This is a genomic window from Streptomyces sp. NBC_00659 (assembly GCF_036226925.1).
GTDB lineage: Bacteria > Actinomycetota > Actinomycetes > Streptomycetales > Streptomycetaceae > Streptomyces.
The window spans coordinates 1,352,237-1,377,275 of record NZ_CP109031.1 but is presented as its reverse complement, the minus strand read 5'-3'; the positions used below and the strand labels follow the sequence as shown (position 1 = coordinate 1,377,275).

Sequence of the window (25,039 nt, the reverse complement as noted above, 5' to 3'; positions counted from 1 at the left end):
CCGCTGGCGTTGTGTGTGCACGTTCCCAAATGATCGATTACATGGGAGAGATCCATGCCGGAGACCAACCCCAAGGGCCTCACCAGGCTCGCCTTCGGTGGGGACTACAACCCCGAGCAGTGGCCGGAAAGCGTCTGGCCCGAGGACGTCCGGCTGATGCGGGAGGCGGGCGTCACGATGGTGAGCGTCGGGATCTTCTCCTGGGCCCTGCTCGAACCGGCCCGGGGCACCTACGAGTTCGGCTGGCTGGACCGCGTCCTCGACCTGCTCCACGAGAACGGCATACGCGCGGACCTGGGCACCCCGACCGTCGCACCGCCCGCCTGGTTCTACCGCGAACACCCCGAGGCACTCCCCGTGGCCGCCGACGGCACGCGCTACGCCTTCGGTTCACGCGGCGCCATCTGCCACAGCAACGCCCACTACCGCGACGCCGCCGCCTCCATCACGACCCGACTCGCGACCCGGTACGCCGACCACCCCGCCCTCGCCATGTGGCACGTCCACAACGAGTACGGCGTCCCCGTCTCGGCCTGCTACTGCGATTCCTGTGCCGCGCATTTCCGCCGGTGGCTCATCGGCACCTACGGGAGCGTCGACGAGCTCAACGAGGCCTGGGGGACGGCCTTCTGGGGGCAGCGGTACACCGACTTCGACCAGGTCGACCCGCCGCGCCTGACCCCGACCGTCGGCAATCCGGCCCAGGCGCTGGACCACAAGCGGTTCGCCGACGCCACCATGCGCGAGAACTTCGTGGCCGAACGGGACATCCTCCACCGCCTCGCGCCGGGCATCCCCGTCACCACCAACTTCATGACGGCCCTCAGTCAGTGCGACTCGGTCGACTACTGGGCCTGGGGCCGCGAGGTCGACCTGGTCACCAACGACCACTATCTGATGACCGACGGCCGCCGCACCCACGTCAACCTCGCGATGGCCGCCGACCTCACCCGCTCGGTCGCCGGCGGCGCGCCCTGGCTGCTCCTCGAACACTCCACCTCGGGCGTCAACTGGCAGCCCCGCAACCCCGCCAAGGCGCCCGGCCAGATGGCCCGCAACTCACTGTCCCACGTCGCCCGCGGCTCCGAGGGCGCCATGTTCTTCCAGTGGCGGCAGTCCCGCAGCGGCGCCGAGAAGTTCCACTCCTCGATGCTGCCGCACGCCGGCACCGACACACGGGTGTGGCGCGAGGTCGTCGAACTCGGCGCGTCCGTCGACTCGCTGGCCTCCGTCAAGGGCACCCGCACGGTCGCCGACGCGGCCGTCCTGTGGGACTGGCAGTCCTGGTGGGCGCAGAGCCTGCAATGGCGCCCGAGCGAGGACCACGACGCCCGCGAACGCGCCGACGCCTTCTACGAGGCCCTGTACGACCGTCACCTCACCGTCGACTTCGCCCACCCGGAAGCCGACTTGTCGGCCTATCCCCTTGTCGTCGTCCCCGCCCTCTATCTGATGACCGAGGCCGCGGCGGACAACCTCAGGGAGTACGTCGACAGCGGCGGTACCCTCCTCGTCTCCTACTTCTCCGGCATCGTCGACGAGCACGACGCCCTCCACGAAGGCCCCCATCCCGGCGCCCTGCGGGACGTACTCGGCCTGACCGTCGAGGAGTTCTCCCCGCTGCTCCAGGGGGAACTCGTCCGGATCACCGGGCCCGACGGCTCCGAACTCACCGGTGACGTATGGACCGAGTTCGTGGTGCCGCGCGGTGCCGAGACCGTGTGGACGTACGCCGACGGGCTCACCGCCGGGCATCCGGCGGTCACCCGGCACCAGAGCGGCGCGGGCTCGGCCTGGTACGTGTCCACGCGCCTCGCGGCCGAGGGGCTGGACGCACTGATCGGCTGGGTGGCCGACGACGCGCGCATCGCGCCGCGCGCGGATCTGCCCCGCGATGTCGAAGTGGTGCGCCGTACCGGCGAGTCCGGCACCTACGTCTTCGTCGTCAACCACACTGCCTCCGACACCAAGGTGCCGCTGGACGCGCACGGCACCGAGCTCCTCACGGGCGAACGCGCCGCCGGCCGGCTCGCGGTCCCGGCGGGCGCGGTACGGGTCGTACGCCTCGACGGCTGACCGGGGCGCGGTCCGCAGGGTTCGTTCTCCCCTGCGGCCGGGCCCGACCAGCTCGTCCTGCACGCGCCTTGACCGGGTCCCGGCGAGACCGGAGGCGGGTTCGGGCCTCACCGGCCTTGGGATGACAGCCCGCCCGAGGTACGGGTCTGCCTCGGGGTGGGGCAGGTCAACCGGCCTTCATCGCAAGGGTTGTGCCCGGATCTGTGTCCAACCGAGCGCGTTTGCAAGGACTTTGACCGCCGTCGATCCGACGGACACCGCTCGGCGCCCGTTTCGACCGCACCAACCGCACTAGCCGCACCAGCCGTACCAGCCGTACCAGCCGTACCAGCCGCACTCACAGCGCCGGTCGTCCGGACCCATGCGGGGCGCGCCCGATCACCTTCCGGGCCCGCACTCCCGGCGACCGCACCGAGTCCTCCGGGTCACCACCCGGCGATCCCCCCAACCGGCAGGGCCGCAAGGCCGGCCGGTCGCTTCAACCGCCGCCCGTGTCACAGCACTCGGCGGCTCCCCGACCCCCCTCCGCCCGTGCGAGCCGTGAAGCCGCGGGCGGAGGGGTTCGCCCCCGGATCCACCCCCGGATCCGCCGGGCACCTCTCCCCACCACGTCGAAGGGACGACGGACGATGATGTTCCATCCCAGACGCACACTCAGGGCCCTGCTGCTGCCGCTCGCGGCCGGGCTCGCCCTCACCGCCCTCCCCGCGCAGACCGCGCAGGCGGCGAGCACCCTGACCAACGCCGGATTCGAGGCCGACGGGACCGGCACCGCCGTTCCCAGCGGCTGGTCGGAGTCCGGCACCACCGCCGCCTCGTACGTCGAAGCCGGTGGCCACGGCGGGAGTTACCGCCTCAGCCACTACTCCGCCTCGGCCTACAAGGCGGAGACCTACCAGACCCTCACCGGGCTGACCAACGGGAACTACAAGCTCACCGCGTGGGTGCGCTCGGGCGGCGGACAGAACTCCGCCTACCTCGCCCTGAAGAACTGCGGCGGCACCGAACAGCGCACCGATCTGCCGGTCTCCGCCAGTGGGTGGATCCACCTGGTCGTGCCCGTCTCCGTGACGAGCAACCAGTGCACGGTCAGTGTCTACTCCGACGCCAACGCCGGAAACTGGATCAACGTCGACGACCTGACGTTCACCTCCGGCACCACCGGACTGACCGTCAAGGGCTCCGACATCTCCTCCCTCGCCAAGAGCGAGGCCTACGGCGGGGTCTACAAGACCGGTTCCGGCACCGCCGGCGACGCGCTCGCCATCCTCAAGTCCTCCGGGATGAACTACGCGCGCCTCAAGGTCTGGGTGAACCCGGCCGACGGTTACAACAACAAGGCCCGGGTCCTCGCGATGGCCAAGCGCATCAAGGCGCAGGGCATGAAGCTCCTGGTCGACTTCCACTACTCGGACACCTGGGCCGACCCCGGCACCCAGACCAAGCCCGCCGCCTGGGCCGGGCACTCGTACAGCCAGCTGAAGACGGACGTCTACAACCACACGTACGACGTCCTGAACGCCCTGAAGGCGCAGGGCACCACGGCCGACATGGTGCAGATCGGCAACGAGATCAACGGCGGCATGCTCTGGTCCGAGGGCTCCACGGACAACTTCGCGCAGCTCGCGGGACTGCTCAACTCCGGCTACGACGCGGCCAAGGCGGTCAGCTCCTCGACCGTCGTGGCCCTGCACCTGGCCAAGGGCGGCGATCTCACCGGTACCCGCTGGTGGTTCGACACCGCCCTCGCCAACGGCGTGAAGTTCGACGCCATCGGCCTGTCCTACTACGGCTACTGGCACGGCTCGCTCTACGACTTCCAGACCACCCTGGACGACGCGGCCTCCCGCTACGCCAAGCCGGTCTTCCTCGCCGAGACGGCCTACCCCTTCCGTCTCGACAGCGACGACGCGCTCACCAACCAGATCGACACGACCGCCGAACTGGTCTCCGGCTACGCGGCCACGACCACCGGGCAGTCCAACTGGCTGCGGGACGTCATGAACGTCGTGGAGGCCGTGCCGAACGGCCGCGGTCTCGGCGTCTTCTACTGGGAGGCCACCTGGACGGCGGTCACCGGCAACGGCTGGGACCCGGCCGACTCCACCTCCGGCAACGGATGGGAGAACCAGGCCCTGTTCGGCTTCGACGACAAGGCGCTTCCGGCCATGTCCCTGTTCAGCCACCGCTGAGCGGTGACGGGGTCCGGCCGCCGGTGCGGCCGGGCCCTGTGCGTTTTCCGAGCTGTCCGGCTCCGGCCAGGGTCGCCGGAAGGCAGTGCGTGCCACCGCCGGCTGCGGGACAGTGGCGGGAGACCGTCACGACGGAGGGGGACGACATGCTCAAGGGGCCCGGCAGCCGGCAAAGGCTGGACATCCTGGAGTGGTTGCGCGACCCCGTGACGCACTTCCCGCACCGGCGCCGCGCGGACCTCGTCGAGGGCGGAGTCACTCCCGAGGCACTCGCCGTCAAACTCGGCGTGAGCCGGGCCGTGGCACGCACCCACCTCGACCTCCTCACCGGAGTCGGTCTGCTGCGGGCCAAGAAGGTGGGGCGAAGGACCTACTACCGCCCTGACGAGTACCGTATCGCCGAAGTGAGCCACTACTTCGAGAAGGGCTGGTAGGCGCGTGGGAGACGGGTCCAACACCATGGCGGTCACCGCCCTTTCGCCCCGGCGCGCGGTGTCGCTCGGCGGCCGTGGCCCCGAGGACGTGGTGGCCGACTCCCGGGGCGGGGTGCTGACCGGTCTGGAGGACGGCCGCATCGTACGCGTCGAAGGCCTCGGCGACCCCGACCGCACCGGTGTCAGGGTCGTCGCCGAGACGGGCGGCAGGCCGCTCGGCCTCGAACTCCTGCCGGACAACGCCCTGTTGGTGTGCGATGCCGAACGGGGACTGCTGCGGGTCGGGCTGGAGGACGGAGTGGTCCGTGTCCTCGCCGACCAGGTCGCCGGAGTACCGCTGCGCTTCTGCAGCAATGTCGTCGCCCTCTCGGACGGCACCGTGTACTTCACCGTCTCCAGCCGGAGTTACCCCCTGAAGCAGTGGATCGGCGATCTTGTCGAACACACCGCATCCGGCTGTCTGCTGCGTCTGGCCCCGGGGGAGACGGAACCCGAAGTGCTCCTGGAGGGGCTGCAGTTCGCCAATGGTCTCGCCGCCTCGGCCGACGAGTCGTTCCTCGTCGTCGCGGAGACCGGCGCGTTCCGGCTTGTCCGCTACTGGCTCACCGGGCCGCGAGCGGGCCGGTCCGAGACCTTCGCCGACGACCTCCCCGGCCAGCCGGACAACCTCTGGCGCGCTCCGGACGGCCCGATCTGGGTGGCCCTGGCCGGCCCCCGAGTCGGCGCCCTGGAACACCTGCACCGCCGGGGCCCGGCCGTCCGGCGCGCCGCGGCCCGGATCGCCGTGCGCGCGCCCTTCAGACCGCCGGGCACCACAGGTGTCCTCGCGGTCGGCGACGACGGCGCCGTCCTGCACCACCTGGAGAGCCGCAGGGCACGGTTCCGGATGGTGACCAGCGTCTGCGAGTGCGACGGCCGGCTGATTCTCGGGAGCATCTGGGAACGGGGCCTCGCGGTCTGTGACCTTCCGGGCGCCACCGGCTGAGCGTCCGGGCCTTTCGGGGGAAGGGCCAGGTGTGCGCGGCCCGCGTGCCCGGCGTTACCCTGGTCACCGGCCGCGATCTTGCAGCGCGGCGCGGCGGTGGGGCCCGCCGTACCCGAACCGCGGCACGGATGCCGCCAACGGTCCCTGCTTGCGATGCCGTGCGCCCGCACCGGCCCGGCGAGTAGGAGCCCGGAACATGACAGTCCCGCATCCAGAGCGCGTCGGCGAGTCCGGTGCTCCCGCACGCGCGCCCGCGCGCCCGGCGTCCCCTTGGCACGGCCAGGGCCCGGTCGTCGCGGCGGTCTCACTGGGCGGCGCCATCGGCGCCTCGGCCCGCTACGGCGCGGGACTGCTGTGGCCCACGCCTGACGGCGGCTTCCCCTGGACCACGTTCACGATCAACGTCGTGGGCTGCGCCGTCATCGGCGTGCTCATGGTGCTGATCACCGACATGCGGGCGGTGCACCGCCTCGCGCGCCCCTTCTTCGGCACCGGGGTCCTCGGCGGCTTCACCACCTTCTCCACGTACGCCGTCGACATCCGGAACCTGGTCGGCACCGGCCACCCGGGCACCGGGCTCGGCTATCTCGCCGCGACCCTGTGCGCGGCGCTCGCGGCGGTGTGGCTCGGGACAACGACGGCCCGCCGCGCCCTGGCATGGAGGCGGCGATGACAAGGCTGACCGGCGGCGCCCTGAGGCTGACGGTCCTCGTCGGCGAGAACGACACCTGGCACCGCAAGCCGCTCTACGCCGAGATCGTGCACCGCGCCCACGCCGCGGGCCTCGCGGGTGCCAGCGTCTTCCGGGGCATCGAGGGGTTCGGTGCCTCCTCCCTCGTCCACACCTCGCGGCTGCTCTCGCTGAGCGAGGACCTGCCGGTGGCCGTGATCGTCGTGGACACCGAGGAGCGGGTCCGGGCGTTCCTGCCGGAGCTCGACGAACTGGTCACCGAGGGTCTGGTGGTCCTCGACCCCTGTGAGGTGATCCGCTACACAGGCCGCGGCGCCGCACCCGATGACGTCTCCGGCCCGGCCGGCGGCGACCCGGCGGGGGAAGGCGGGACGCCGCTGTGAACTGGCTGCTGGTGATCATCGGCGCCGCGGTCGGCGCACCCCTGCGGTATCTGACCGACCGGGCGGTACAGCGGAAGCACGATACGGTCTTCCCCTGGGGCACCCTCGTCGTGAACGTGACAGGGTGCCTGATCCTCGGTCTGCTGACCGGTGCCGTTTCGGCGGGGCAGGTGTCCGGACACCTGCAACTGCTGATCGGGACCGGTCTGTGCGGGGCGCTCAGCACGTACTCGACGTTCTCGTACGAGACCCTGCGGCTGACCGAGACAGGGGCGGCGTTCTACGCTGCCGCCAACGTGATCGTGAGCGTGACGGCGGGCCTGGGCGCGGCGTTCGCCGGGGTCTCGTTTGCGCAAGCTTTGTGGACCTAGGTGTCGGGCGCCCTCGTGGATACGTAACACTGTCTCCTGCACCGTCTACAGCACTGTCGACCAACTTTCAGAACTGGATCCCATGAGCGTCATCAACGTCGGTCAGGCCGTCGTCCTCGGAGTCGTCGAGGGGGTGACCGAATTCCTTCCCGTCTCCTCGACCGGCCACCTCAAGATCACCGAGGGCCTGATGGGAATCCCCGTCGACGACGACGCCGTCGTCGGCTTCTCCGCGGTCATCCAGGTCGGCGCGATCGCCGCCGTGCTCGTGTACTTCTTCAAGGACATCGTGCGGATCGTCTCCGCCTGGGGCCGCGGCCTGCGCGACAAGAACGAGCGCCAGAGCCACGACTACAAGTTCGCCTGGTGGGTCATCTACGCGACGATCCCGATCGTGGCCGTGGGCCTCGCGGCCAAGCCGCTCATCGAGGGTCCGCTGGCCTCGCTGTGGGTGGTCGCGGGCTCGTTGATCGCGGGCAGTGGCGTGATGTGGGCGGCCGACCAGATGGGCCGTCACAAGCGCGGTGAGGACGACGTCTCGTTCAAGGACGCGATGCTGGTCGGCAGCTCCCAGATCCTCGCCCTGCTCTTTCCCGGCTTCTCGCGCTCCGGCGCCACCATGTCGACGGGCCTCATCCTCGACCTGGACCGCGTCGCCGCCACCCGGCTCTCCTTCTTCCTCGGCATCCCGGCGCTCACGGGCGCGGGCATCTACGAGCTGAAGGACGCCCTGGGCACCGGCGTGGGCGCCGCTCCGCTGATCGCCGGCACCGTCGTGTCGTTCGTGGTCGCCTACGCCTCGATCGCCTGGCTGCTGAAGTTCGTCGCCAAGCACTCCTTCAACGCCTTCGTGATCTACCGCATCGTCATCGGCGTGCTGCTCTTCGGACTGCTGGGCACGGGAGTCCTCGAGAGCTGACACCACCCGCGGCGCCGGTGCGAACCGGCTCCGGGCATGAACGGTCCGCTCACAGGGGGCGCGAAGCCGGATTCCGGCTCCGCGCCCCCTGTGCTGTTCCCCACACCCCGTCTCCTGTGCTGTTCCCCGCACCCCGTCCGACCAGGACGCCGGGCCGCGCGACGGGGCGGACGGCACAATGGCGATCATGCCCGGGAAATCGCCGTACCCGTCCTCCCACACCTTCCAGCCGATCCTGGAGCGCATCGCCACCGAGATCGAGCAGACGCCGGGACGCGGGAGACCGGCCGACTACATCCCGGCGCTGGCCGCCTGCGATCCACGCCGCTTCGGCATGGCGGTCGCGGAGCTCGACGGCACGGTGTACGGCGTGGGGGACTGGCGGCAGCCGTTCTCCACGCAGTCCATCACCAAGGTCTTCACGCTCGCCCTCGACCTGGCCCGCGAGGGCGACGCCCTGTGGGAGCACGTCGGGCGGGAGCCCTCCGGCAACCCGTTCAACTCCCTGGTCCAGCTCGAGTACGAGAACGGCATCCCGCGCAACCCGTTCATCAACGCCGGAGCCCTCGTCGTCACCGACCGGCTCCAGACCCGGACCGGCGACGCGGCCGGCGTCCTGCTGGAGTTCCTGCGGGCCGAGAGCGGCAACGCGGAGCTCGGCTTCGACCGGGACATCGCCGCCTCCGAGACCGCGAACGGCGACCGCAACGCGGCACTCGGCCACTTCATGGCCTCGTACGGCAACATCGACAACCCGGTGCCGGACCTGCTCGACCAGTACTTCCTCCAGTGCTCGATCGCCGCCTCCTGCGCCGATCTCGCCCTCGCCACCGGATTCCTGGCCCGGCACGGCATCCGGGCCGACGGCGGCCGGCTGCTCTCCCGCAGCCAGGCCAAGCAGATCAACGCGATCATGCTGACCTGCGGGACCTACGACGCCGCGGGCGACTTCGCCTACCGGGTCGGGCTCCCCGGCAAGAGCGGGGTCGGCGGCGGCATCATCGCCGTCGTGCCCGGCCGGTGCACCCTGTGCGTCTGGAGCCCGGGTCTCGACGAACGCGGCAACTCGGTGGCCGGTGTGGCGGCCCTGGACCGCTTCACGACCCTCACCGGCCTGTCGGTGTTCTGAGGCGCGCCTCAGAACACGGAGGTCACGCGCCTCACCGCACGGAGGTCACGCGTCCCACCACGCGGAGGTCACGCTCCTGACCCCGCCCGGAGAGCGCCACGTCGCCTTCCGGCCACCCGGCGTTGACACGCTTGCGGAGTGTTGGCCATGGCTTTCCCCGTCGATCTCCGCCGCTGCCAGGCTCTGGGCCTGGCCGGTTCCGCCGTCCTGGCGTTGGGCGGCGAGACCGCGGGGGCCCTGCCCGCGCGCGACCTCCTCGCCCCCGGGTCCGGGCGGGCCGTACTGGGCCTGGTCGGGGTGTACTTCGGTGTCGTCCTGCTGATAGCCGCCTGGGCGCTGCTGGGCACCGTCGTGCGCGGTCCGAAACCGCCGACCCCACGTTCCCTGCTGCTCGTCCTGGCCACCTGGGCGGCACCGCTGCTGCTCGCGCCGCCCCTCTTCAGCCGGGACGTCTACAGCTATCTCGCGCAGGGCGCCATGGTCGACGCCCACATCGACGTCTACGCCTACGGCCCCGCGCGGCTCGGCGGCCCGCTCGCCGAGGAGGTGGCGCCCGTGTGGCAGACGACGACGACCCCGTACGGCCCGGTCTTCCTCGCCGTCGCCCGCGGACTGTCGTCGCTGACCCGCGGGGAGATACCTGCCGGACTCCTCGGCATGCGTGTGGTGGCCCTGCTCGGTGTCGCCCTGATGGCGGCGGCCCTGCCCCGCCTCGCCCGGCACAGCGGCGCCGATCCGGCCGCCGCGCTGTGGCTGGGCGCGCTGAACCCGCTGGTCCTGCTGCACCTGGTGGCCGGCGCGCACAACGACGCCATCATGCTCGGGCTGCTCGGCGTCGGCCTGGTGGCCGCGCGCGGCCGATGGCCCGTCGCGGGCATCGTCCTGGTCACCCTTGCGGCCCTCGTCAAGGCGCCCGCCGCGCTCGGCCTGGTGGCGGTGATCGCGCTGCGCGGGCGCGGGCAGGGGCGCCGGGGCATCGCGCGGGCCACGGCGACCACCGTCGTGGTCGCGGCCGCCACGACCGTCGCCGCGACGGCGGTGGCCGGTACGGGCTACGGCTGGATAGCCGCCCTGAAGACCCCTGTCTCACCGCACAACTGGTCACCCACCAGCGTCCTCGGGCGCGCCACCGGCGCCCTGCTCCAGAAGCTCGGCAGCGGACTCGCGCCGCTCGCGATGCCCGTCTGGCACGCCGCGGGACTCGTGGTGACCGTGGGACTGCTGCTGTTCATATGGCTGCGGCTGCGCCCGCACCCGGTCTACGCGCTGGGCCTGAGCCTGGCCGCGGTGGCGCTGTTCGGTCCGGCGATCCGGCCGTGGTACGCGCTGTGGGGCCTGTTCCTCATCGCGGCGGCGGCGCCGACGGGTTCGGTGCGCGGCCGGGTCGCGGCGGCCAGCGCGGTGCTCGCGCTGGCGGTGCTGCCCAGCGGGTCGCCCGCGGACGCCGGACAGGTGATCCTCGCCGTCTCCGGAGGCCTGCTCGCCCTCGTCGTGCTCCTGCAGGCTCGCCAGGCGGCACAGCCGCAGGCACCGGGACTGGAGCCGACGGCATGACGGACGGCACGGAGCGCGGCACGGACCCGGGCGGAACGAGTGGTACGGGGGAGACGAGCGGGGCGATCGGGACGAGGGCGATGAGCACGAGCGGCACGAAGAGCACGAGCGGCACGAGTGGCACGGTGACGGGCACGACGGGAGCGAGAACGCCGGGCGCCGGGCGGCTCTCCGGTGGCATGGCGGCGCTGCTCGCCACCGACCGCCGGCGACTCCTCCTCGTCCTCGGACTGGCCGTCGTCGTCGGCGTGTTCACAGCCACCGTGCCCCTGCTGCGCGACTGGTTCGACCTGCGCGTGTACTACGGGGCGGTCGACACCTGGGTCCACCACGGCGGCAGCATCTACGACTACCGGGTGCCGGGAACGACGTACGGCTTCACCTACCCGCCGTTCGCGGCTCTCGGCATGCTGCCGATGGCCCTGGTCGGGCTGCACACGGCGATCGCCGCCGCCCTGCTGCTCAACCTCGCCGCGCTCACGCTGGTCACGGGCATCCTGGTCGGGCCCGAACTGCGCCGCTACCGCTGGTTCGGCTGTGCTCTGGCGGCCTGTCTGCTGGCCCTGCTCGAACCGGTCCGCGACACCTTCAGCTTCGGCCAGGTCAACCTGGTGCTGCTCGCCCTCGTCCTGAGCGACGCCTGGCTGCTGTCGCGCGGGCGGGGCCGCTGGGCGGGCGTCGGTATCGGTCTCGCCGCGGCGGTCAAGCTCACCCCGGCGCTGTTCATCGTGCTGCTGCTGCTCGGCCGCCGCCGGAGGGCCGCCGGTGTCGCCACGGCCGTCGCCGGGGCGGCGACCGCCCTGGCGGCCTGGGCGATGCCGGACGCCTCGCGCTTCTACTGGACCGACGCGCTGTGGGACACGACCCGCATCGGGCGTCTGGACTATGTCTCCAACCAGTCGCTTCAGGGGGTGCTGGCACGGCTCGTGGCACCGCAGGAGCCGAGCAGGGCGCTGTGGGCGACGCTGGCCCTGCTGCTCCTGTGCGTCTGGGCGCGGCGGACCTGGCGTGCTCTCGCCGACGAGGACTGGATCGCCGCCTTCGCCCTGACCGGGCTGGCCGCCTGTCTCGTCAGCCCGATCACCTGGGTGCACCACCTCGTCTGGCTGCTGCCGTCCTTCGCCGTGCTGCTGCGGCGGCGCCGGCTGCGAGTCGCGGCGGCCCTGTACGCGGTGCTGTGCAGCAGCGTGGTGTGGCTGTGGTTCGACGACGCTTCGGGCCTCGACGGCTTCCTCGGCAGCAACACCTATACGTGGATCACACTCGGGCTGCTGCTGTGGCTGCCGGTGGGTCAGCCGCGCCCCGCCCGGCCCGCCTTGAGCCGCAGGGCCAGTGCGACGCCCGCCGCCCCCAGCACGGCGGCACCGGCGATCTCGGCCGCGCCGGACCAGCCGAGCCCCTGGTCCTCGGGGGGCGCGGCGGCCATCGGCCCTGCGCTGTTCACGGGCTGGGCGGTGCCGGGCCGGGCGGTGGTGGCGGGCCGGGCCGCGCGACCGGGGCGCGCGGCGGGTCCGGCGGGGGCGGAGGGTCCGGCCGCGGGGACGGCACGTGTGTCGAGCAGCGTCCCCACGGGATCGACACGTCCGGCCGCCGCGAAGCCCCAGTCGAGCAGCGAGCGCGCCTCCTCGTACACGGCCGGTCCGCCGCCCGCCTGAGGGTTCATCACCGTGACGACGAGGGTACGCGTGCCGTGCTTGGCGGCGGCGACCAGGGTGTTGCCCGCGTTGGTGGTGTAGCCGTTCTTGACACCGATCAGGCCCGGGTACCGCTCCACCCCGTTGGCGCCGGTGAGCAGCCGGTTGGTGTTCTGGATCCCGTACGTGGAGCTGCCCTCGCCGGGGAACATCGCCTCGGCGGTGGAGCAGTACCGGGCGAAGTCGGGGTTGCGCAGTCCGGCCCGTCCGAACACCGCCAGGTCGTACGCCGACGAGACCTGCCCGGGTGTGTCGTATCCGTCGGGCGAGACGACGTGGGTGTCGTTCGCGCCGAGGGAGCGGGCCTTGGCCTGCATCTGGGCGGCGGTGCTTGTCCAGCCGCCGTTCATCGAGGCGAGCACGTGCACGGCGTCGTTGCCGGAGTTGAGGAAGACACCGCGCCACAGGTCCGCCACGCGGTACGTGATTCCCTCGGCCACTCCGACCATGCTGCTGCCCGCGCCGATGCCTTCCAGTTCCGGCTCCCTGACGGTGTGCAGGGTGGTGCCGGGCAGGGTCGGCAGGACGGTGAGGGCGAACAGGGTCTTGAGGGTGCTCGCGGGCGGCAGTCTGCGGTGGGCGTTGTGCGCGCCGAGGACGTCGCCGGTGCGGGCGTCGGCCACCACCCAGGACAGCGCGGAGACGTCGGGGACCTCGGGTGCGCCGGCCCGGGGCCGTACCTGTGTGCCTTGCTGATAGAGCGTCGAAGGCGGCGGCGCGGCGGGCCGAGGCGCCCCGGGGCCCGCGTCGGCGAGCGCGGTGGCCGGGCTCTGCGCCGCGGCCAGCAGACCGGCCGCGCAGACGGCGGAACAGGTCAGTGCGGCACGCGCGACCGCGGAGCGAGAAGCGACGGTCCGGAATGAGAATCCGATAGTCATACCGCAAACGTAGGAACGGACGCGGGACACGCCGGGGTGGCCGGGCCGAGCGGCGCCGTCGAGTACCCGGATGCCGCAGGCGCGGCGGGTCAGGACAGCAGGGTGGGCTGGATGTGGCGCAGGAAGGTCACGTTGTCCGGTGTGGCGCGCAGCCGCTCCAGGAGCGTTTCCAGGCCGGTCTGCCCGTCCCGGGTCAGCAGGGCCCGGCGCAGCCCTCGTACGGTGGTGGACTCGGCCGCCGACAGCAGGAGTTCCTCGCGGCGGGTGCCGGAGGAGGTGATGTCGACCGAAGGGAAGACCCTCCGGGCGGCCAGGGTCCGGTCCAGCCGGAGCTCCATGTTGCCGGTGCCCTTGAGTTCCTCGAAGAAGAAGTCGTCCGCGCGGGAACCGGTCTCCACCAGGGCGGTGGCGAGGATGGTGAGCGAGCCGCCCTCCTCGGCGAGGCGCGCCGCGCCGAAGACCCGCTTGGGGCCCTGGAGGGCGGCGGCGTCGACTCCGCCGCTGAGGGTGCGGCCGCCGGCGGCGGCCGCGTTGTTGTGCGCCCGGCACAGCCGGGTGAGCGAGTCGAGCAGGATCACGACGTCCTGGCCCGCTTCGACGAGCCGCTTGGCCCGCTCGACGACGAGCTCGGCGAGCGCGATGTGCTGCCTGGGCGTCTGGTCGAAGGTGGAGGCGTAGACCTCGCCGCGTACGGAGCGCCGCATGTCGGTGACTTCCTCGGGCCGCTCGTCGAGCAGCACCACCATGAGATGGCATTCGGGGTGGTTGCCGGCCACGGCGGCGGCGATCTGCTGGAGCAGCACCGTCTTGCCGGTCTTGGGCGGGGCGACGATCAGGCCGCGCTGGCCCTTGCCGACGGGCGCGACCAGGTCCATGAGCCGTCCGGCCGGTCCGCTCGCCGGGTGTTCCAGCCGGAGCCGGTCACGCGGGTGCAGCGGGGTGAGGTCGCCGAAGTGCGGGCGGCGGCGCAGCTCTTCGGGGGTGCGGCCGTTGATCCGCTCGACCTCGGTGAGGGTCCGGGACCCGCCGCGGACACCTTCCACGGTGTCGCCCTTGCGCAGGCCGTGACGGCGGATCAGCGCGGGGGAGACCTGGAGATCGTCGGGTGACGGAAGGAGGTTCGGGGAGCGCAGGTGCCCCTTCCCGTTGCCGTCGATGTCGAGGACACCGGTGGCGGTCCGGACCTGGGGCCGCTGCTGTACAGGGGGGTGTTCGAGTGTGGTGGTGGTCATGGGGTGTCCTCTCGGGGACGGGATCGCATGGGCATGCGTGAGGAAGGGAGGAGGCCGCGAAGGGAGCGCGCGGGGCGCGCCCGTGGCTGCGGCGGGAACATCACCTCGGACATGGCGGGAGGGATCCCGGGTGTGTGCGGGAGGTGGTGCAGAGAAGCCGGTCCGCCCGTCGGAATCGACGGCGTGACAACGGGGGAAAGGAACTGGCACCGGCGCCTGAAGAGTGGCGTACACGAGTGCTGATGGCAGAGTACCACCGGTTGGGGTGGTTGGTGTGTGACCCGCGTCTCAGCGAGTCGTGGGCCCGGTGTACGGCCCGGGTTCGCGCTTTCCGCTGAAGGCTGTCCGGGCCGGTGACGCGCCTGCTCGCGCCTCTGCCGGATTCATCGCCTCCGCGCCGGCGCGGAGGCGACGGCGATGCCCCGGCGTCAGCGCAGGCGCCCGAGGACGTCCGGCGACAGCCGTTCGGCGAGTTGCTCCAGGAGGTCGACCGTTTCGGCGATCGCCGTGCCGTCCTCGGTGCCGAGGGCGGCGCCGAGCGCCGCGTCGATCGGGGTCGCCGCGACCTCGGCCCGGCGGCCGGTGACCTCGGGGTTGCGCCGGATCAGGGAGCGGCGGCGGTCGGCGGGGTCGGTCGCGGTGAGGACCGAGCCGGCCTCCCTGAGGCGTGCCACGCACGCGGACACGGCGCTCTGCGGCAGGCCCGTGCGGACGGCGACCTCGCCGACCGTCGTGTCGGGGTTGGCGTAGACGTCGAGCATCACGATCAGCATGGACCGGGTGCTCGTGGACCGTCGTCCGGCCCCCTCGGCGGGGATGGCCTCCTCGCCGATCTTCATCAGGGTCCGGCCGAGAAGGAAGAGTTCCGCTCCGTTCATGGCCCGGATCGTATCAAGCAAGATGCATCAGAAATAATGCATCTCTCTTGATGTATCAAAAATGATGGAGTACGTTCGGTGGCACGCGACATCGAGCGGTGTACGCGAGCGACCAGCGGAGGAGCCCGTCATGCCTGCCACCCGGACCGGCCGACTGTCCGTCCCCGGCGCTGCCCTCCACTACGAAGTGCGCGGTGACGGACCCCTGTTGCTCGTGTCGCAGAGCGGCGAGGGCGACGCCAACCGCAGCGAGGCGATGGTCGACCACCTTGTCGACGCGTACACCGTGGTGACGTACGACCGGCGCGGACTGTCCCGCAGCGTTCTCGACGACCCGGCCCGCGGCGCCACGCTCGACGAGCACGTGGACGACGTGGACCGACTGCTGGCCCACCTCGCCGACGGTCCCGCGCTGATGCTCGGGTGCAGCATGGGCGCCGTCATCGGACTCCGGCTCGCCCGGCGGCGGCCCGAGCGGCTGAGCGTCCTGGTCGCCCACGAGCCCGCCATCCCCGGCATGCTGCCCGCGGCCGAGAAGCTGCGCGCGCGGCGGGAGCTGGACGAGATGCGTCAGGTCTTCCGCCGGGACGGGTGGATCGCCGGGGTGCGCAGGATCGGCGAGATCCTCGGCATCGACCCGGCCCGTCAGGAGGTCGAACCGGGCGCCGGACTGCCCCCCTTCGACGCCTCCCGCGAGGCGAACTTCACCTTCTTCATCGAGTACGACGCCCTGACCATGAGCCGGGCCGAACTCGGACAGGACGAGATCGCCGCGCTGGGGCGAGGACCGGTCCGCATCGTCCCGGCGGCCGGACGCACCACGCCACGCGAGGTGTTCGACTACCGCTGCGCCGAGGAACTCGCCGCCGGGCTCGGTGTCGCACCGGTCCACTTCCCCGGTGGCCACAACGGCAACCTGACCCACCCGAAGGGCTTCGCCGAGCTGCTGCGCACGCTGCTCTGAGCAGGCACAATCGATCGTCGTACGACGCCGACCGGGTCGTACGACCGTCAACTCGGCCCAGCAGCAAGGAGAACACGGTGGACACCTCGTCCGGCACACCGCACCGTCCGGATCCCGCGGGCGGCTGCCCGCACGCCGACAACCAGCGGCTGCTCGCCCGGGGAGCCGTCGCGACGGTGGAGCTGCCCGGCGCGGTGGAAGGCGCGGTGGTGCTCGGGCACGAGGCGCTGAAGGAGTTCCTCGCCCACCCGGACGTCGCCAAGGGGGCCCGGCACTTCACGGCCCTGGCCGAGGGGAGGATAACCGCCGGCTGGCCGCTCATGACCTTCGCCACCGTGCAGGGGATGACGACCGCCGACGGTGACGACCACCGGCGGCTGCGCTCCCTCGTCAGCAAGGCCTTCACCGCCCGACGGGTCGAGCAACTGCGTCCCCGCATAGAGGAGTTGACCGCCGGGCTGCTCGACGGTCTGCACGCGGCGGCCCAGGAGGGCGGGGGAGTGGCCGACCTGCGCGAGCACTTCGCGCTCCCGCTGCCGATGAGCGTCATCGGAGAACTCCTCGGTGTCGACGCCGAGTACCGCGACCGGCTCCACCATCTGACGAACCAGGTCGTCGCGACCGACATCGGCCCCGAGCAGGCCGTCGCCGCCAACCGCGAACTGGTGGCCGTGCTGAGCGCCGTCGCCGCCGCCCGCGCGGAGAACCCCGGCGACGACCTCACCAGTGCGCTGATCGCCGCCCGGGACGAGGAGGGCGACCGGCTCGGCCAGCAGGAACTCATCGGCACCCTGGTGCTCATGATCATTGCCGGGCACGAGACCACCCTGAACCTGATCACCAACGCCGTACGGGCGCTGTGCGGGCACCGGGACCAGCTCGAGTCCGTCCAAAAGGGCGAATCGAGCTGGGGGGACGTCGTCGAGGAGACCCTGCGCTGGGACGCCCCCGTCAGCTACTTCCCGTTCCGCTACCCCGTGCGGGACCTGACCGTCGACGGGACGGTCATTCCCCGGGGCACGCCCGTCCTCGCCGGCTACTCGGCCGCGGGACGCGACCGTGCCGCCCACGGAGCGGACGCCGACCGCTTCGACATCACCCGCTCCCGGCGGCCCGACGCCGTCCGCCACCTCTCCCTCGGTCACGGCGCCCACTACTGCCTCGGTGCCCCGCTCGCCCGGATGGAGGCCACCATCGCCCTGGAACGGCTGTTCACCCGCTTCCCCGACCTGGACCTCGCCGTGACCGAGGCGGAGCTCACCCGGCAGACCAGCTTCGTCGGCAACAGCGTCCAGGTCCTTCCCGTGCGGCCCGGCACCTCCCGCGTCTGACGGCGTTCGAGAAAAAGATTTCGCCGCCTGTCGATTCCCCGGGGCGCCGTTCGTCGATGGGGTGCAGGAAGCTCACGAGTACCAGGAGGAACCATGAAGTACATGCTGCTGGTCTGCGGCGACGACACCGCCGACGCCTCCGGGATGGCACCCGTCGAACCGTGGGTCGAGGAACTGGGCGCCGAGCGCGGCGTCCGGCTGCACGGCCACCGGCTCCGGCTGCCCGCCGACGCGGTCACCGTCCGGGTGCGCGACGGCGAAGTGCTGCGCACCGACGGGCCGTTCGCCGAGACGAAGGAGTACGTCGCCGGTTTCGACATCCTCGACTGCGCCGACATGGAGGAAGCGATCGAGGCCGCCGCGAAACACCCCGTCGCGACGATCGGCGCCATGGAGATCCGCGCGTTCTGGGACGACGAGGACGCCGAAGGAGAGATCCGCCGCCTCGACGAACAGCTCACCGAGGCTCTCCGTGAACGTGACATCGACCGGGCGATGGCCTGCTACGCCCCCGACGTCGAGGTGTTCCACCCCGTCGCCGGCATGGAACAGAGCGGCGCCGACGCCCTGCGCAAGGCGCAGGAACAGTGGTTCGCGACGCTCGCCGGCCCCGCCGACCGTGAGGTGCTCGACTTCCGGGTGCGGATCGACGAGAGCGTCGCCTTCAGCCACGCCCTGGTGCGTCTGCGCGCCCCGCTCGTCGACGGCACCGCACTCGACACCACCGCACGCGTCACCACGGGCTACCGCGCGGCCGGCGACCGCTGGCAGATCGTCCACGAGCACACGTCCGTGCCGTCCGCCGCGGGCCGCCCGCCGGCCGGGGAGACACGGCCGTGAAGTACGCCCTGTTCATCTGCACGCCGGCCGACGGCGAGGAACTCGGCCCCGAGGACCTCGCCGACGACCCCCGGTTCACCTCGTACGTCCAGGAGGTGCGCGAGCGCGGCACCGTGATCGGCGGCGCCCGCCTGCGGCCTGCCTCCGACGCCACCACCGTCCGGGTCCAGGGTGACGAAGTCCTGCTCGGCGACGGACCGTTCGTCGAATCGAAGGAGTACGTCGCGGGCATCGACATCATCGAGGTCGCCGACCTCGACGAGGCCATCGCGCTCGCGTCCCGGCATCCGGCGGCGCTGGGCGGCGGTTCGGTGGAGGTGCGGCCGCTCTGGGAGTGAACGACGGAGTCGAGGAGGCGGTCGCGGCCGCGTTCCGTGAGGAGTGGGGCCAGGTCGTCGCCACCCTGATCAGGGTGACCGGCGACTGGGACCTCGCCGAGGAGTGCGCGCAGGACGCCTTCGCCCAGGCGCTCGACCGGTGGCGGCGCGACGGAGTACCGCGCCGCCCCGGCGCCTGGCTGACCACGACCGCCCGCAACCGTGCCCTTGACGTGCTGCGCCGCGAGGCGGTCGGCGCGCAGAAACTGCGGGAGGTGGCGGTGTCGGCACGCGACGAGGGGCCGTACGACCCGTACAACGCGTACGACGCCTATGACCCGTACGAACCGGATTCCGGCGACGGGAGCGGGGTCGGCGACGACCGGCTGCGGCTGATCTTCACCTGCTGCCATCCGGCGCTGGCCATCGAGGCCAGGGTGGCGCTCACCCTGCGCACCCTGGCCGGGCTGACCACGCCCGAGATCGCGCGCGCCTTCCTCGTCCCCGAGGCGACGATGGCACAGCGGCTGGTGCGCGCCAAGCGGAAGATCCGCAACGCCGGTATCCCCTACCGCGTTCCGCCCGCGCACCTCCTGCCCGAACGCACCACCGGTGTCCTCGGCGTGCTCTATCTGCTCTTCAACGAGGGGTACGCCGCCACGGCCGGCGCCGATCTCGTGCGCGCGAACCTCTCCGCCGAGGCGATCCGCCTCGCCCGTGTCCTGGCCCGCCTGATGCCCGACGAGCCCGAAGTCCTCGGACTGCTCGCGCTGTTGCTGCTCCATGACGCCCGGAGCGGCACCCGCGTCGACGCCTCCGGTGACCTGGTCACGCTGGAGGACCAGGACCGTACCGCGTGGGACACGTCCGAGGCGGACGAGGGCGCCGCACTCCTGGAGACCGCCCTGCGCCGCGGGCGCCCCGGCCCGTACCAGATCCAGGCCGCTATCGCCGCCTGCCACACCACCGCCACCACGGCGGGGGAGACCGACTGGTCCGACATCGCCGGCCTCTACGGCGAGCTGCGGCGCTTCGTGCCCTCCGCCGTGGTCCGGCTCAACAGGGCGGTCGCCGTGGGCATGGCCGAAGGCCCCGACGCCGGGCTCGCCCTGGTCGCCGAACTGGAGGCGGAGGGCGAGCTGGACGCGTACCACCTGCTGCCCGCCACCCGCGCGGACCTGCTGCGCCGCGCCGGACGCACGGTGGAGGCCGCCGAAGCGTACGACAGGGCCCTCGCACTGGTGGAGAACGCGGCCGAGCGGAGATTTCTGGAGAAGCGGCTCGCGGAGTGTCGATCGGCGTAGGGGCTCTTCGTCGGTGGGGTGAAGCAGCGCTCCTGGCCGGTATCGGGCGGGCGCGGACCCACCGGACCCCGAAGCCCCAGGAGACTCTCCCATGATCGCCCAGGCCCTCACGACCCCGTCAGCCCCGGCATCCCCGGTATCCGCGTCAGGCCTTCCCTCCGCCCCGACCGGCCCGGCCTCCGGCACGACCGCCCCGGCGTCGGAATCCCGGTCCGTGGCGCGGCCCGGGAGGGGCTTCCGCCTGCTGTTCGCCCGTCGCGCACGGCCGAAGGCGGTCGGCCCCACGCGGACCGTTTCACCCGCGGAGGAAGCCGTCCCCAGCACCCCGGACGTCTGGCTGGCCTGCCTTCGCCTGGGAGGCTGACCCGGCCCCGCCCGCCGTGACGTGGGCGGGCCGGGCGTCGGCTCGGCCTGCCGGGCGCGGGGCGGGAACGGCGGTCGGTCAGGATCCGCGCCGTGTGCCGGCGAGCTCGAACACGCCGTAGCCGAATCCACGGGCGCTCACCGTGCCGGCGTCGATCCCGACACCGTCCGATTCCAGCGAGCGGAGGCCGGTGGCCCACTCGACGGCACAACTCGCCTGTTCCCGACGCGGGTTGACCACGACGAGGTACCGGCCGCCCCGCACGTACACGAACGGGTATCCGGCGTGCACCACCTCGACCGAGCCGGCCGGCCCCAGTTCCGGTGTGCCGGTGCGCAACGCGACCAGGCGGCGTACGAGATGCAGGAGCGAGGTGTCGTCGGCCCGCTGGGCGGCGACCGTCGGGCGGTCCGGGGACGGGTCGAGAGGCAGGTACAGGCGGTCGGAAGGGGCCGTGGAGAAACCGGCGTTGGGGCCCTCGTCCCACTGCATCGGCGTACGGGAACCCGCGCGGTTGTAGCGCGGGCCCAGGACACTGCCCTCCTTCTCGGGCAGTCCCGGAACGTAGCGCATGCCGATCTCGTCGCCGTAGTAGATCGCCGGCAGGGTCGGCCAGGTGAGCTGGAAGACGAAGGCGACGGGCAGCTGACCGGCCGTGCGGGGGCCGCAGTTGAGACGGGAGAAGTCGTGGTTGGCGGTCGGCAGCGCGATGAACCCCTGTTCCCCGAGCGCGTCGGCCGCATCGCGCCAGGCCTCCACGAAGGGGCCCGGTGAGCCGCGGCCCTCGGCGTCGAAGAAGCAGTCGAGCGGGTCCCAGGCCTCGTTGACCGTGCCCTCGCCGTTGCTCCACAGCGAGCGCAGGGCGAGCCCGTCGGTGGGGCCGCCGAACTGGAGGAAGAAGTCCGCGTGGAATCCCGCCGGGACGGACACCTCGGGTTCGCCCCATTCCGAGAGCAGTACGGCCTCGGGGTGCGCGCCGTCCAGCCAGTGCCTCAACTCCGTCCAGACCGCGGCGGTCTCCCGCTTGTCCGGGTCGTCCTTCACGAGCGAGGCGGCCATGTCCACACGGAAGCCGGCCAGTCCGAGGCCCAGCCAGTGGTCCATCACCGTGCGCAGCGCGGCGCGGTTGGCGCGCGGACCCGGTGCGTCGACCGGCAGGCGCCAGGGCTCGTCCGGACGGGCGTGCCCGTAGCCGAAGTTGAGGGCGGGCTGGAACGCGAAGAAGTTCGGCAGGTACGCCCCCGGGCGGGTCCCGGGGGAGGGGACGAATCCGTCCGGGAGGCGGCCCTCGGGTGCCCAGATGTACCGGTCGTCGTCCGGATCGTCCATCGCGGCCCGGAACCAGGGGTGCTGGTCGGAGGTGTGGCCCGCCACGAGGTCGAGCAGGACGCGGATCCCGCGGCGGCCCGCTTCGTCGACGAGTCGGGCGAGGTCGTCGTTCGTGCCGTAGCGGGGTGCGACGCGCAGGTAGTCGGCGACGTCGTACCCGGCGTCGCCGAACGGAGACACGAAACACGGGTTGAGCCAGACGGTGTTGACGCCCAGCCAGGCGAGATGGTCGAGGCGTTCGGTGATTCCGGCGAAGTCGCCGATGCCGTTACCGTCGGAGTCGGCGAACGACTGCGGATAGATCTGATAGAAGACGGCGTCGGCCAGCCAGGCGGGGGCGGGGCGGAACGAGGTCATGCCGGTGACGATAGATCAGCGCACCGGGGGTCCGCTGCCCCACGGGCCGTCGTTCGGCCGCCGTTCCCCCGGCCCGGACGAGGCGGTGCTCAGCTCCGGACCATGGGTGCTCCGCCCCGGACCGGGGGTGCCCCGGCCGTGTTGCGGTGGGAAGGCTGCTGACGCCTTGTGCAGCGCGGTGCCCCGCGGCATTCAGCCGCAAGGAGGGGCGCGCACGCGGCCGTCAGGACGGGCGCGCTCGCATGGGCTGGTGGCCGGGATGCTTACCCGTGTGAGGTCTCGGCCACGTCGACCACTTCGGAGCTTTCGCGACGTATCCGCTCAACCCCCCAGGCGCCGAGTGGTCCGAGCGCTTGATTGAGCGTGCGCCCGTGCTCGGTGAGGGAGTACTCCACCCGAGGCGGCACCTCGGCATAGACCTCCCGGTGCACGAGACCGTCCTCCTCCATCTCACGCAGGTGCTGCGTCAGCATCTTCTCGCTCACTCCCGGCAGACCGCGACGGAGCTCAGCGAAGCGGCGTACGTGATGGGCGTCGAGTTCCCAGAGGATCAGTCCCTTCCACTTGCCGCTCACCACGTCGAGCGCAGCGTCGATGCCGCAGATGTAAGGCCCGCGTCTCGGCGCCTTCGCCATCACTCATCCCCCTTACGGAAAGGTAAGTACCGCAGAAAATAGTAGGTACTTCCGAGAGTAGTGGCGCTCTCCGAGCATGGAGGGGTGAACGAACAGCAGAACCACACCACCAGGCAAGACAGCGCTGTCACCGTGATCGGGCTTGGCCCGATGGGCCAGGCGATGACCCGCACCCTCCTCACCGCCGGCCACCCGGTCACCGTCTGGAACCGCACCGCCGGTCGGGCCGACGGCGTCGTCACCGACGGAGCGACACGCGCAGCGACACCCGGCGAAGCGGTCGAAGCTAGTGACCTCGTGATCCTCAGCCTCACCGACTACCGGGCGATGTACGACATCCTCGACAGCGCCACCGCATCGCTCGCCGGCCGGACGCTGGTCAACCTGAGCTCTGACACTCCCGACCGCTCACGCGAGGCAGCGACCTGGGCAGCGGGCCACAACGCCGCCTTCCTCACCGGAGGAGTCATGGTCCCCGCGCCGATGGTCGGCACGGAGGCAGCCCATGTCTACTACAGCGGCAGCGACCAGGTGATGGAGGACCACCGGGCGACGTTGGCGCTGCTCGGCACACCAAGACATCTGGGCGAGGACCCGGGCCTCGCCCAGATGATGTACCAGGCCCAACTCGCGGTGTTCCTCACCACCCTGTCCGGACTGATGCACGCCACCGCGATGCTGGGCACCGCGGGAATGAAGGCCAAGGAAGCGCTGCCGGAGTTGCTCTCATCCGCCGACTCGATCGGCGACATCCTGAGGGCCGGCGAAGAGAACCCCGGCACCGCGCTTGACGCCGGGCAGCATCCCGGCGACCTCAGCACGGTCACCATGATGGGCGCGACGTCCGACCACATCGTCGAGACCAGCACGTCACTCGGCCTCGACCTCGCGCTCCCCCTGGCCGTGCAGGCCCACTATCGGCGCGCGATCGAAGCGGGGAACGGCAGCGACAACTGGACCCGCATCATCGACAGCATCCGAGGACCGCTCTGACCGAACGCGAGGCGCTGCTGTTGCTTTTCACGACCGATGTCGCGGACAGCAACAGCCTGCGGACCTGCTGGAACGTCCGGCGCCGCGCCACCCCGGGACGCCAAGAGAAGGGCAGGAAGGGCGGCGTGCGCGCCCGGCGACCCGGCCGATACCCGGCCGGCAATGCCGTCGTGGGTGAGGGCGGCGGCGATCCGAACCGACCGCGCCGCGACCGCGGTCGTCCACGCAGGCGCACCCCGCTGCCCCCGTAGCCTTTAAGCTCGGCGAGATGTTCTCCCCGCAAGGTCCCACCCTCCGCGAACTGACCGTGCAGGCACTCTCGTCGATCGAACGCGGTTACGACCTGCTCGCGCCCAAGTTCGACCACACGCCGTTCCGGACCCCGGACGCGATCCTCGAAGCCGTGGGAAGCGCCCTGGCGCCGATGGGGCCGTTCACCGCGGGACTCGACCTCTGCTGCGGCACCGGCGCGGGCATGGAGGTCCTGCGGGAGCTGTGCCGGGAGAGCGTCACCGGCGTCGACATCAGCACCGGCATGCTGGCGGTCGGGCGCTCGCGGCTCGGGGCCGGTGATTCGCCGTCCCCCGCGACCGGGGATCGACCGTCCCCGGCGGGCGAGGGGCGACCGTCCCGGGCGGGCGAGGGTCGGCGGCCGACGGTCGCCCTCGTGCGCGCCGACGCCCGCGCCCTTCCCTTCGGGCCGGCCTTCGACCTCGTCGTGAGCTTCGGCGCCTTCGGACACTTTCTGCCACGTGAGCTGCCCGGCCTGTTCTCCGGCGTCCACGGCGTCCTGCGCCCGGGCGGACGTTTCGCCTTCCCGGTCATGGCTCCGCCGCGGCCCGGCTCGATCTGGTACTGGGCCCTGCTGGGCTTCGACACGGTGATGCGGGTGCGCAACGCCGTCCGGCGTCCGACCTTCGTCATGTACTACCGCACGTTCCGGCTGGGCGACGTGGAGCGGGAGCTGGCGCGGGCCGGATTCCGGACGGAGCTTCACGCGCTGAACGAGTTCGGCCGACGACGGGACGGCAGCCCACGGGCCCGGATGGTCGTGGCCACACGTGAGGACCCCCCGGGAGGGCCTGCCGGTGCCGCGTGACACGGCCCGCTACTCCCGAAGCTGCCATGAAGCGATAAGTGGCTTTACGTAATAAGGTCGTTGCCGCATCCCGCCCGTTGAGACGAGCCC

22 protein-coding genes and 1 pseudogene are annotated in these 25,039 nt (G+C 71.8%); 18 read left to right on the top strand and 5 right to left on the bottom strand.

The window, feature by feature from the left end; genetic code table 11:
• Positions 1-54: 54 nt before the first annotated feature.
• The 11 genes from OG410_RS05895 to OG410_RS05845 all read left to right on the top strand — a co-directional run bounded on the left by OG410_RS05895 (position 55) and on the right by OG410_RS05845 (position 12,389).
• Positions 55-2,076 carry a beta-galactosidase gene (locus OG410_RS05895; RefSeq protein WP_329298145.1) on the top strand — a complete coding sequence of 674 codons (2,022 nt, stop codon included), beginning with the start codon at positions 55-57 and terminating at the stop codon, positions 2,074-2,076.
• A gap of 632 nt (positions 2,077-2,708) precedes the next feature.
• A complete protein-coding gene (locus OG410_RS05890; protein ID WP_329304032.1) occupies positions 2,709-4,268 on the top strand; it encodes a glycoside hydrolase family 53 protein in 1,560 nt (519 codons plus the stop codon).
• Between the two features lie 146 nt (positions 4,269-4,414).
• Positions 4,415-4,702 (top strand): ArsR/SmtB family transcription factor, encoded by a 288-nt coding sequence (locus OG410_RS05885; RefSeq protein ID WP_329298144.1) that lies wholly within the window; start codon positions 4,415-4,417, stop codon positions 4,700-4,702.
• Between the two features lie 25 nt (positions 4,703-4,727).
• Complete coding sequence (locus tag OG410_RS05880) at positions 4,728-5,687, top strand: SMP-30/gluconolactonase/LRE family protein (protein ID WP_329304031.1); 960 nt, start codon at positions 4,728-4,730, stop codon at positions 5,685-5,687.
• Between the two features lie 196 nt (positions 5,688-5,883).
• The gene (gene crcB / locus OG410_RS05875; RefSeq protein ID WP_329298143.1) at positions 5,884-6,360 is read left to right on the top strand and encodes a fluoride efflux transporter CrcB; all 477 of its coding nucleotides are present in this window, start codon (positions 5,884-5,886) and stop codon (positions 6,358-6,360) included.
• The gene (locus OG410_RS05870; protein WP_329298142.1) at positions 6,357-6,761 is read left to right on the top strand and encodes a DUF190 domain-containing protein; all 405 of its coding nucleotides are present in this window, start codon (positions 6,357-6,359) and stop codon (positions 6,759-6,761) included. The genes crcB (OG410_RS05875) and OG410_RS05870 overlap by 4 nt, the downstream gene beginning before the upstream one ends.
• Entirely contained in the window at positions 6,758-7,132 is a 375-nt protein-coding gene (crcB, locus tag OG410_RS05865; protein ID WP_329298141.1) for a fluoride efflux transporter CrcB, read from the top strand. Before OG410_RS05870 ends, crcB (OG410_RS05865) begins: the two co-directional genes overlap by 4 nt.
• Positions 7,133-7,214: 82 nt before the next feature.
• Positions 7,215-8,051, top strand: coding sequence for an undecaprenyl-diphosphate phosphatase (locus tag OG410_RS05860; protein WP_329298140.1), 837 nt, complete (start codon positions 7,215-7,217; stop codon positions 8,049-8,051).
• A 187-nt stretch (positions 8,052-8,238) separates the two neighbouring features.
• Positions 8,239-9,180: a glutaminase gene (locus tag OG410_RS05855; RefSeq protein ID WP_443063717.1), complete on the top strand. Its 942-nt coding sequence runs from the start codon at positions 8,239-8,241 to the stop codon at positions 9,178-9,180.
• Positions 9,181-9,327: 147 nt separating this feature from the next.
• On the top strand, positions 9,328-10,734 hold the full coding sequence (gene mptB / locus OG410_RS05850; protein WP_329298138.1) for a polyprenol phosphomannose-dependent alpha 1,6 mannosyltransferase MptB: 1,407 nt from the start codon (positions 9,328-9,330) through the stop codon (positions 10,732-10,734).
• Positions 10,735-10,913: 179 nt separating this feature from the next.
• Positions 10,914-12,389 (top strand): glycosyltransferase 87 family protein, encoded by a 1,476-nt coding sequence (locus tag OG410_RS05845; RefSeq protein WP_329304030.1) that lies wholly within the window; start codon positions 10,914-10,916, stop codon positions 12,387-12,389.
• Between the two features lie 59 nt (positions 12,390-12,448).
• Here the strand turns inward: OG410_RS05845 and OG410_RS05840 are convergent.
• From OG410_RS05840 to OG410_RS05830, 3 genes and pseudogenes are all read right to left on the bottom strand, one after another.
• Positions 12,449-13,306, bottom strand: a pseudogene (locus OG410_RS05840) (D-alanyl-D-alanine carboxypeptidase family protein); the annotation flags it as partial.
• An 89-nt stretch (positions 13,307-13,395) separates the two neighbouring features.
• The gene (gene rho, locus OG410_RS05835; RefSeq protein WP_329298137.1) at positions 13,396-14,538 is read right to left on the bottom strand and encodes a transcription termination factor Rho; all 1,143 of its coding nucleotides are present in this window, start codon (positions 14,536-14,538) and stop codon (positions 13,396-13,398) included.
• Between the two features lie 428 nt (positions 14,539-14,966).
• Positions 14,967-15,416 (bottom strand): MarR family transcriptional regulator, encoded by a 450-nt coding sequence (locus OG410_RS05830; protein WP_329298136.1) that lies wholly within the window; start codon positions 15,414-15,416, stop codon positions 14,967-14,969.
• A gap of 130 nt (positions 15,417-15,546) precedes the next feature.
• On the opposite strand from OG410_RS05830, the gene OG410_RS05825 reads away from it, so the two are divergent.
• The 5 genes from OG410_RS05825 (at position 15,547) to OG410_RS05805 (ending at position 20,172) form a co-directional block, all read left to right on the top strand.
• Positions 15,547-16,380, top strand: a complete 834-nt coding sequence (locus tag OG410_RS05825; protein ID WP_329298135.1) for an alpha/beta fold hydrolase — start codon at positions 15,547-15,549, stop codon at positions 16,378-16,380.
• Between the two features lie 77 nt (positions 16,381-16,457).
• Positions 16,458-17,711: a cytochrome P450 family protein gene (locus OG410_RS05820; RefSeq protein ID WP_329298134.1), complete on the top strand. Its 1,254-nt coding sequence runs from the start codon at positions 16,458-16,460 to the stop codon at positions 17,709-17,711.
• Positions 17,712-17,804: 93 nt separating this feature from the next.
• The gene (locus OG410_RS05815) at positions 17,805-18,551 is read left to right on the top strand and encodes a nuclear transport factor 2 family protein (RefSeq protein WP_329298132.1); all 747 of its coding nucleotides are present in this window, start codon (positions 17,805-17,807) and stop codon (positions 18,549-18,551) included.
• Positions 18,548-18,889 (top strand): YciI family protein, encoded by a 342-nt coding sequence (locus tag OG410_RS05810; RefSeq protein WP_329298131.1) that lies wholly within the window; start codon positions 18,548-18,550, stop codon positions 18,887-18,889. The genes OG410_RS05815 and OG410_RS05810 overlap by 4 nt, the downstream gene beginning before the upstream one ends.
• Positions 18,880-20,172, top strand: coding sequence for an RNA polymerase sigma factor (locus OG410_RS05805; RefSeq protein ID WP_329304029.1), 1,293 nt, complete (start codon positions 18,880-18,882; stop codon positions 20,170-20,172). Before OG410_RS05810 ends, OG410_RS05805 begins: the two co-directional genes overlap by 10 nt.
• A 442-nt stretch (positions 20,173-20,614) precedes the next feature.
• Here the strand turns inward: OG410_RS05805 and OG410_RS05800 are convergent, their stop codons facing one another.
• Both OG410_RS05800 and OG410_RS05795 read right to left on the bottom strand, forming a co-directional pair.
• Positions 20,615-22,222, bottom strand: coding sequence for an alpha-amylase family glycosyl hydrolase (locus OG410_RS05800; RefSeq protein ID WP_329298129.1), 1,608 nt, complete (start codon positions 22,220-22,222; stop codon positions 20,615-20,617).
• A 263-nt stretch (positions 22,223-22,485) separates the two neighbouring features.
• Positions 22,486-22,857 carry a winged helix-turn-helix transcriptional regulator gene (locus OG410_RS05795; RefSeq protein WP_329298128.1) on the bottom strand — a complete coding sequence of 124 codons (372 nt, stop codon included), beginning with the start codon at positions 22,855-22,857 and terminating at the stop codon, positions 22,486-22,488.
• A gap of 84 nt (positions 22,858-22,941) precedes the next feature.
• Between OG410_RS05795 and OG410_RS05790 the strand changes: the two genes are divergently transcribed.
• On the top strand, positions 22,942-23,850 hold the full coding sequence (locus tag OG410_RS05790) for an NAD(P)-dependent oxidoreductase (protein WP_329298127.1): 909 nt from the start codon (positions 22,942-22,944) through the stop codon (positions 23,848-23,850).
• A gap of 268 nt (positions 23,851-24,118) precedes the next feature.
• Complete coding sequence (locus tag OG410_RS05785; protein ID WP_329298125.1) at positions 24,119-24,949, top strand: class I SAM-dependent methyltransferase; 831 nt, start codon at positions 24,119-24,121, stop codon at positions 24,947-24,949.
• The last annotated feature ends 90 nt before the right edge of the window (positions 24,950-25,039 follow it).

Bases quoted from the DNA above. Each gene is read 5' to 3' on its own strand.
- OG410_RS05895 (WP_329298145.1), top strand. From the start codon at position 55: ATGCCGGAGACCAACCCCAAGGGCCTCACCAGGCTCGCCTTCGGTGGG.
- OG410_RS05890 (WP_329304032.1), top strand. From the start codon at position 2,709: ATGTTCCATCCCAGACGCACACTCAGGGCCCTGCTGCTGCCGCTCGCG.
- OG410_RS05885 (WP_329298144.1), top strand. From the start codon at position 4,415: ATGCTCAAGGGGCCCGGCAGCCGGCAAAGGCTGGACATCCTGGAGTGG.
- OG410_RS05880 (WP_329304031.1), top strand. From the start codon at position 4,728: ATGGCGGTCACCGCCCTTTCGCCCCGGCGCGCGGTGTCGCTCGGCGGC.
- crcB (WP_329298143.1), top strand. From the start codon at position 5,884: ATGACAGTCCCGCATCCAGAGCGCGTCGGCGAGTCCGGTGCTCCCGCA.
- OG410_RS05870 (WP_329298142.1), top strand. From the start codon at position 6,357: ATGACAAGGCTGACCGGCGGCGCCCTGAGGCTGACGGTCCTCGTCGGC.
- OG410_RS05860 (WP_329298140.1), top strand. From the start codon at position 7,215: ATGAGCGTCATCAACGTCGGTCAGGCCGTCGTCCTCGGAGTCGTCGAG.
- OG410_RS05855 (WP_443063717.1), top strand. From the start codon at position 8,239: ATGCCCGGGAAATCGCCGTACCCGTCCTCCCACACCTTCCAGCCGATC.
- mptB (WP_329298138.1), top strand. From the start codon at position 9,328: ATGGCTTTCCCCGTCGATCTCCGCCGCTGCCAGGCTCTGGGCCTGGCC.
- OG410_RS05845 (WP_329304030.1), top strand. From the start codon at position 10,914: ATGGCGGCGCTGCTCGCCACCGACCGCCGGCGACTCCTCCTCGTCCTC.
- rho (WP_329298137.1), bottom strand. From the start codon at position 14,538: ATGACCACCACCACACTCGAACACCCCCCTGTACAGCAGCGGCCCCAG.
- OG410_RS05830 (WP_329298136.1), bottom strand. From the start codon at position 15,416: ATGAACGGAGCGGAACTCTTCCTTCTCGGCCGGACCCTGATGAAGATC.
- OG410_RS05825 (WP_329298135.1), top strand. From the start codon at position 15,547: ATGCCTGCCACCCGGACCGGCCGACTGTCCGTCCCCGGCGCTGCCCTC.
- OG410_RS05815 (WP_329298132.1), top strand. From the start codon at position 17,805: ATGAAGTACATGCTGCTGGTCTGCGGCGACGACACCGCCGACGCCTCC.
- OG410_RS05800 (WP_329298129.1), bottom strand. From the start codon at position 22,222: ATGACCTCGTTCCGCCCCGCCCCCGCCTGGCTGGCCGACGCCGTCTTC.
- OG410_RS05795 (WP_329298128.1), bottom strand. From the start codon at position 22,857: ATGGCGAAGGCGCCGAGACGCGGGCCTTACATCTGCGGCATCGACGCT.
- OG410_RS05785 (WP_329298125.1), top strand. From the start codon at position 24,119: ATGTTCTCCCCGCAAGGTCCCACCCTCCGCGAACTGACCGTGCAGGCA.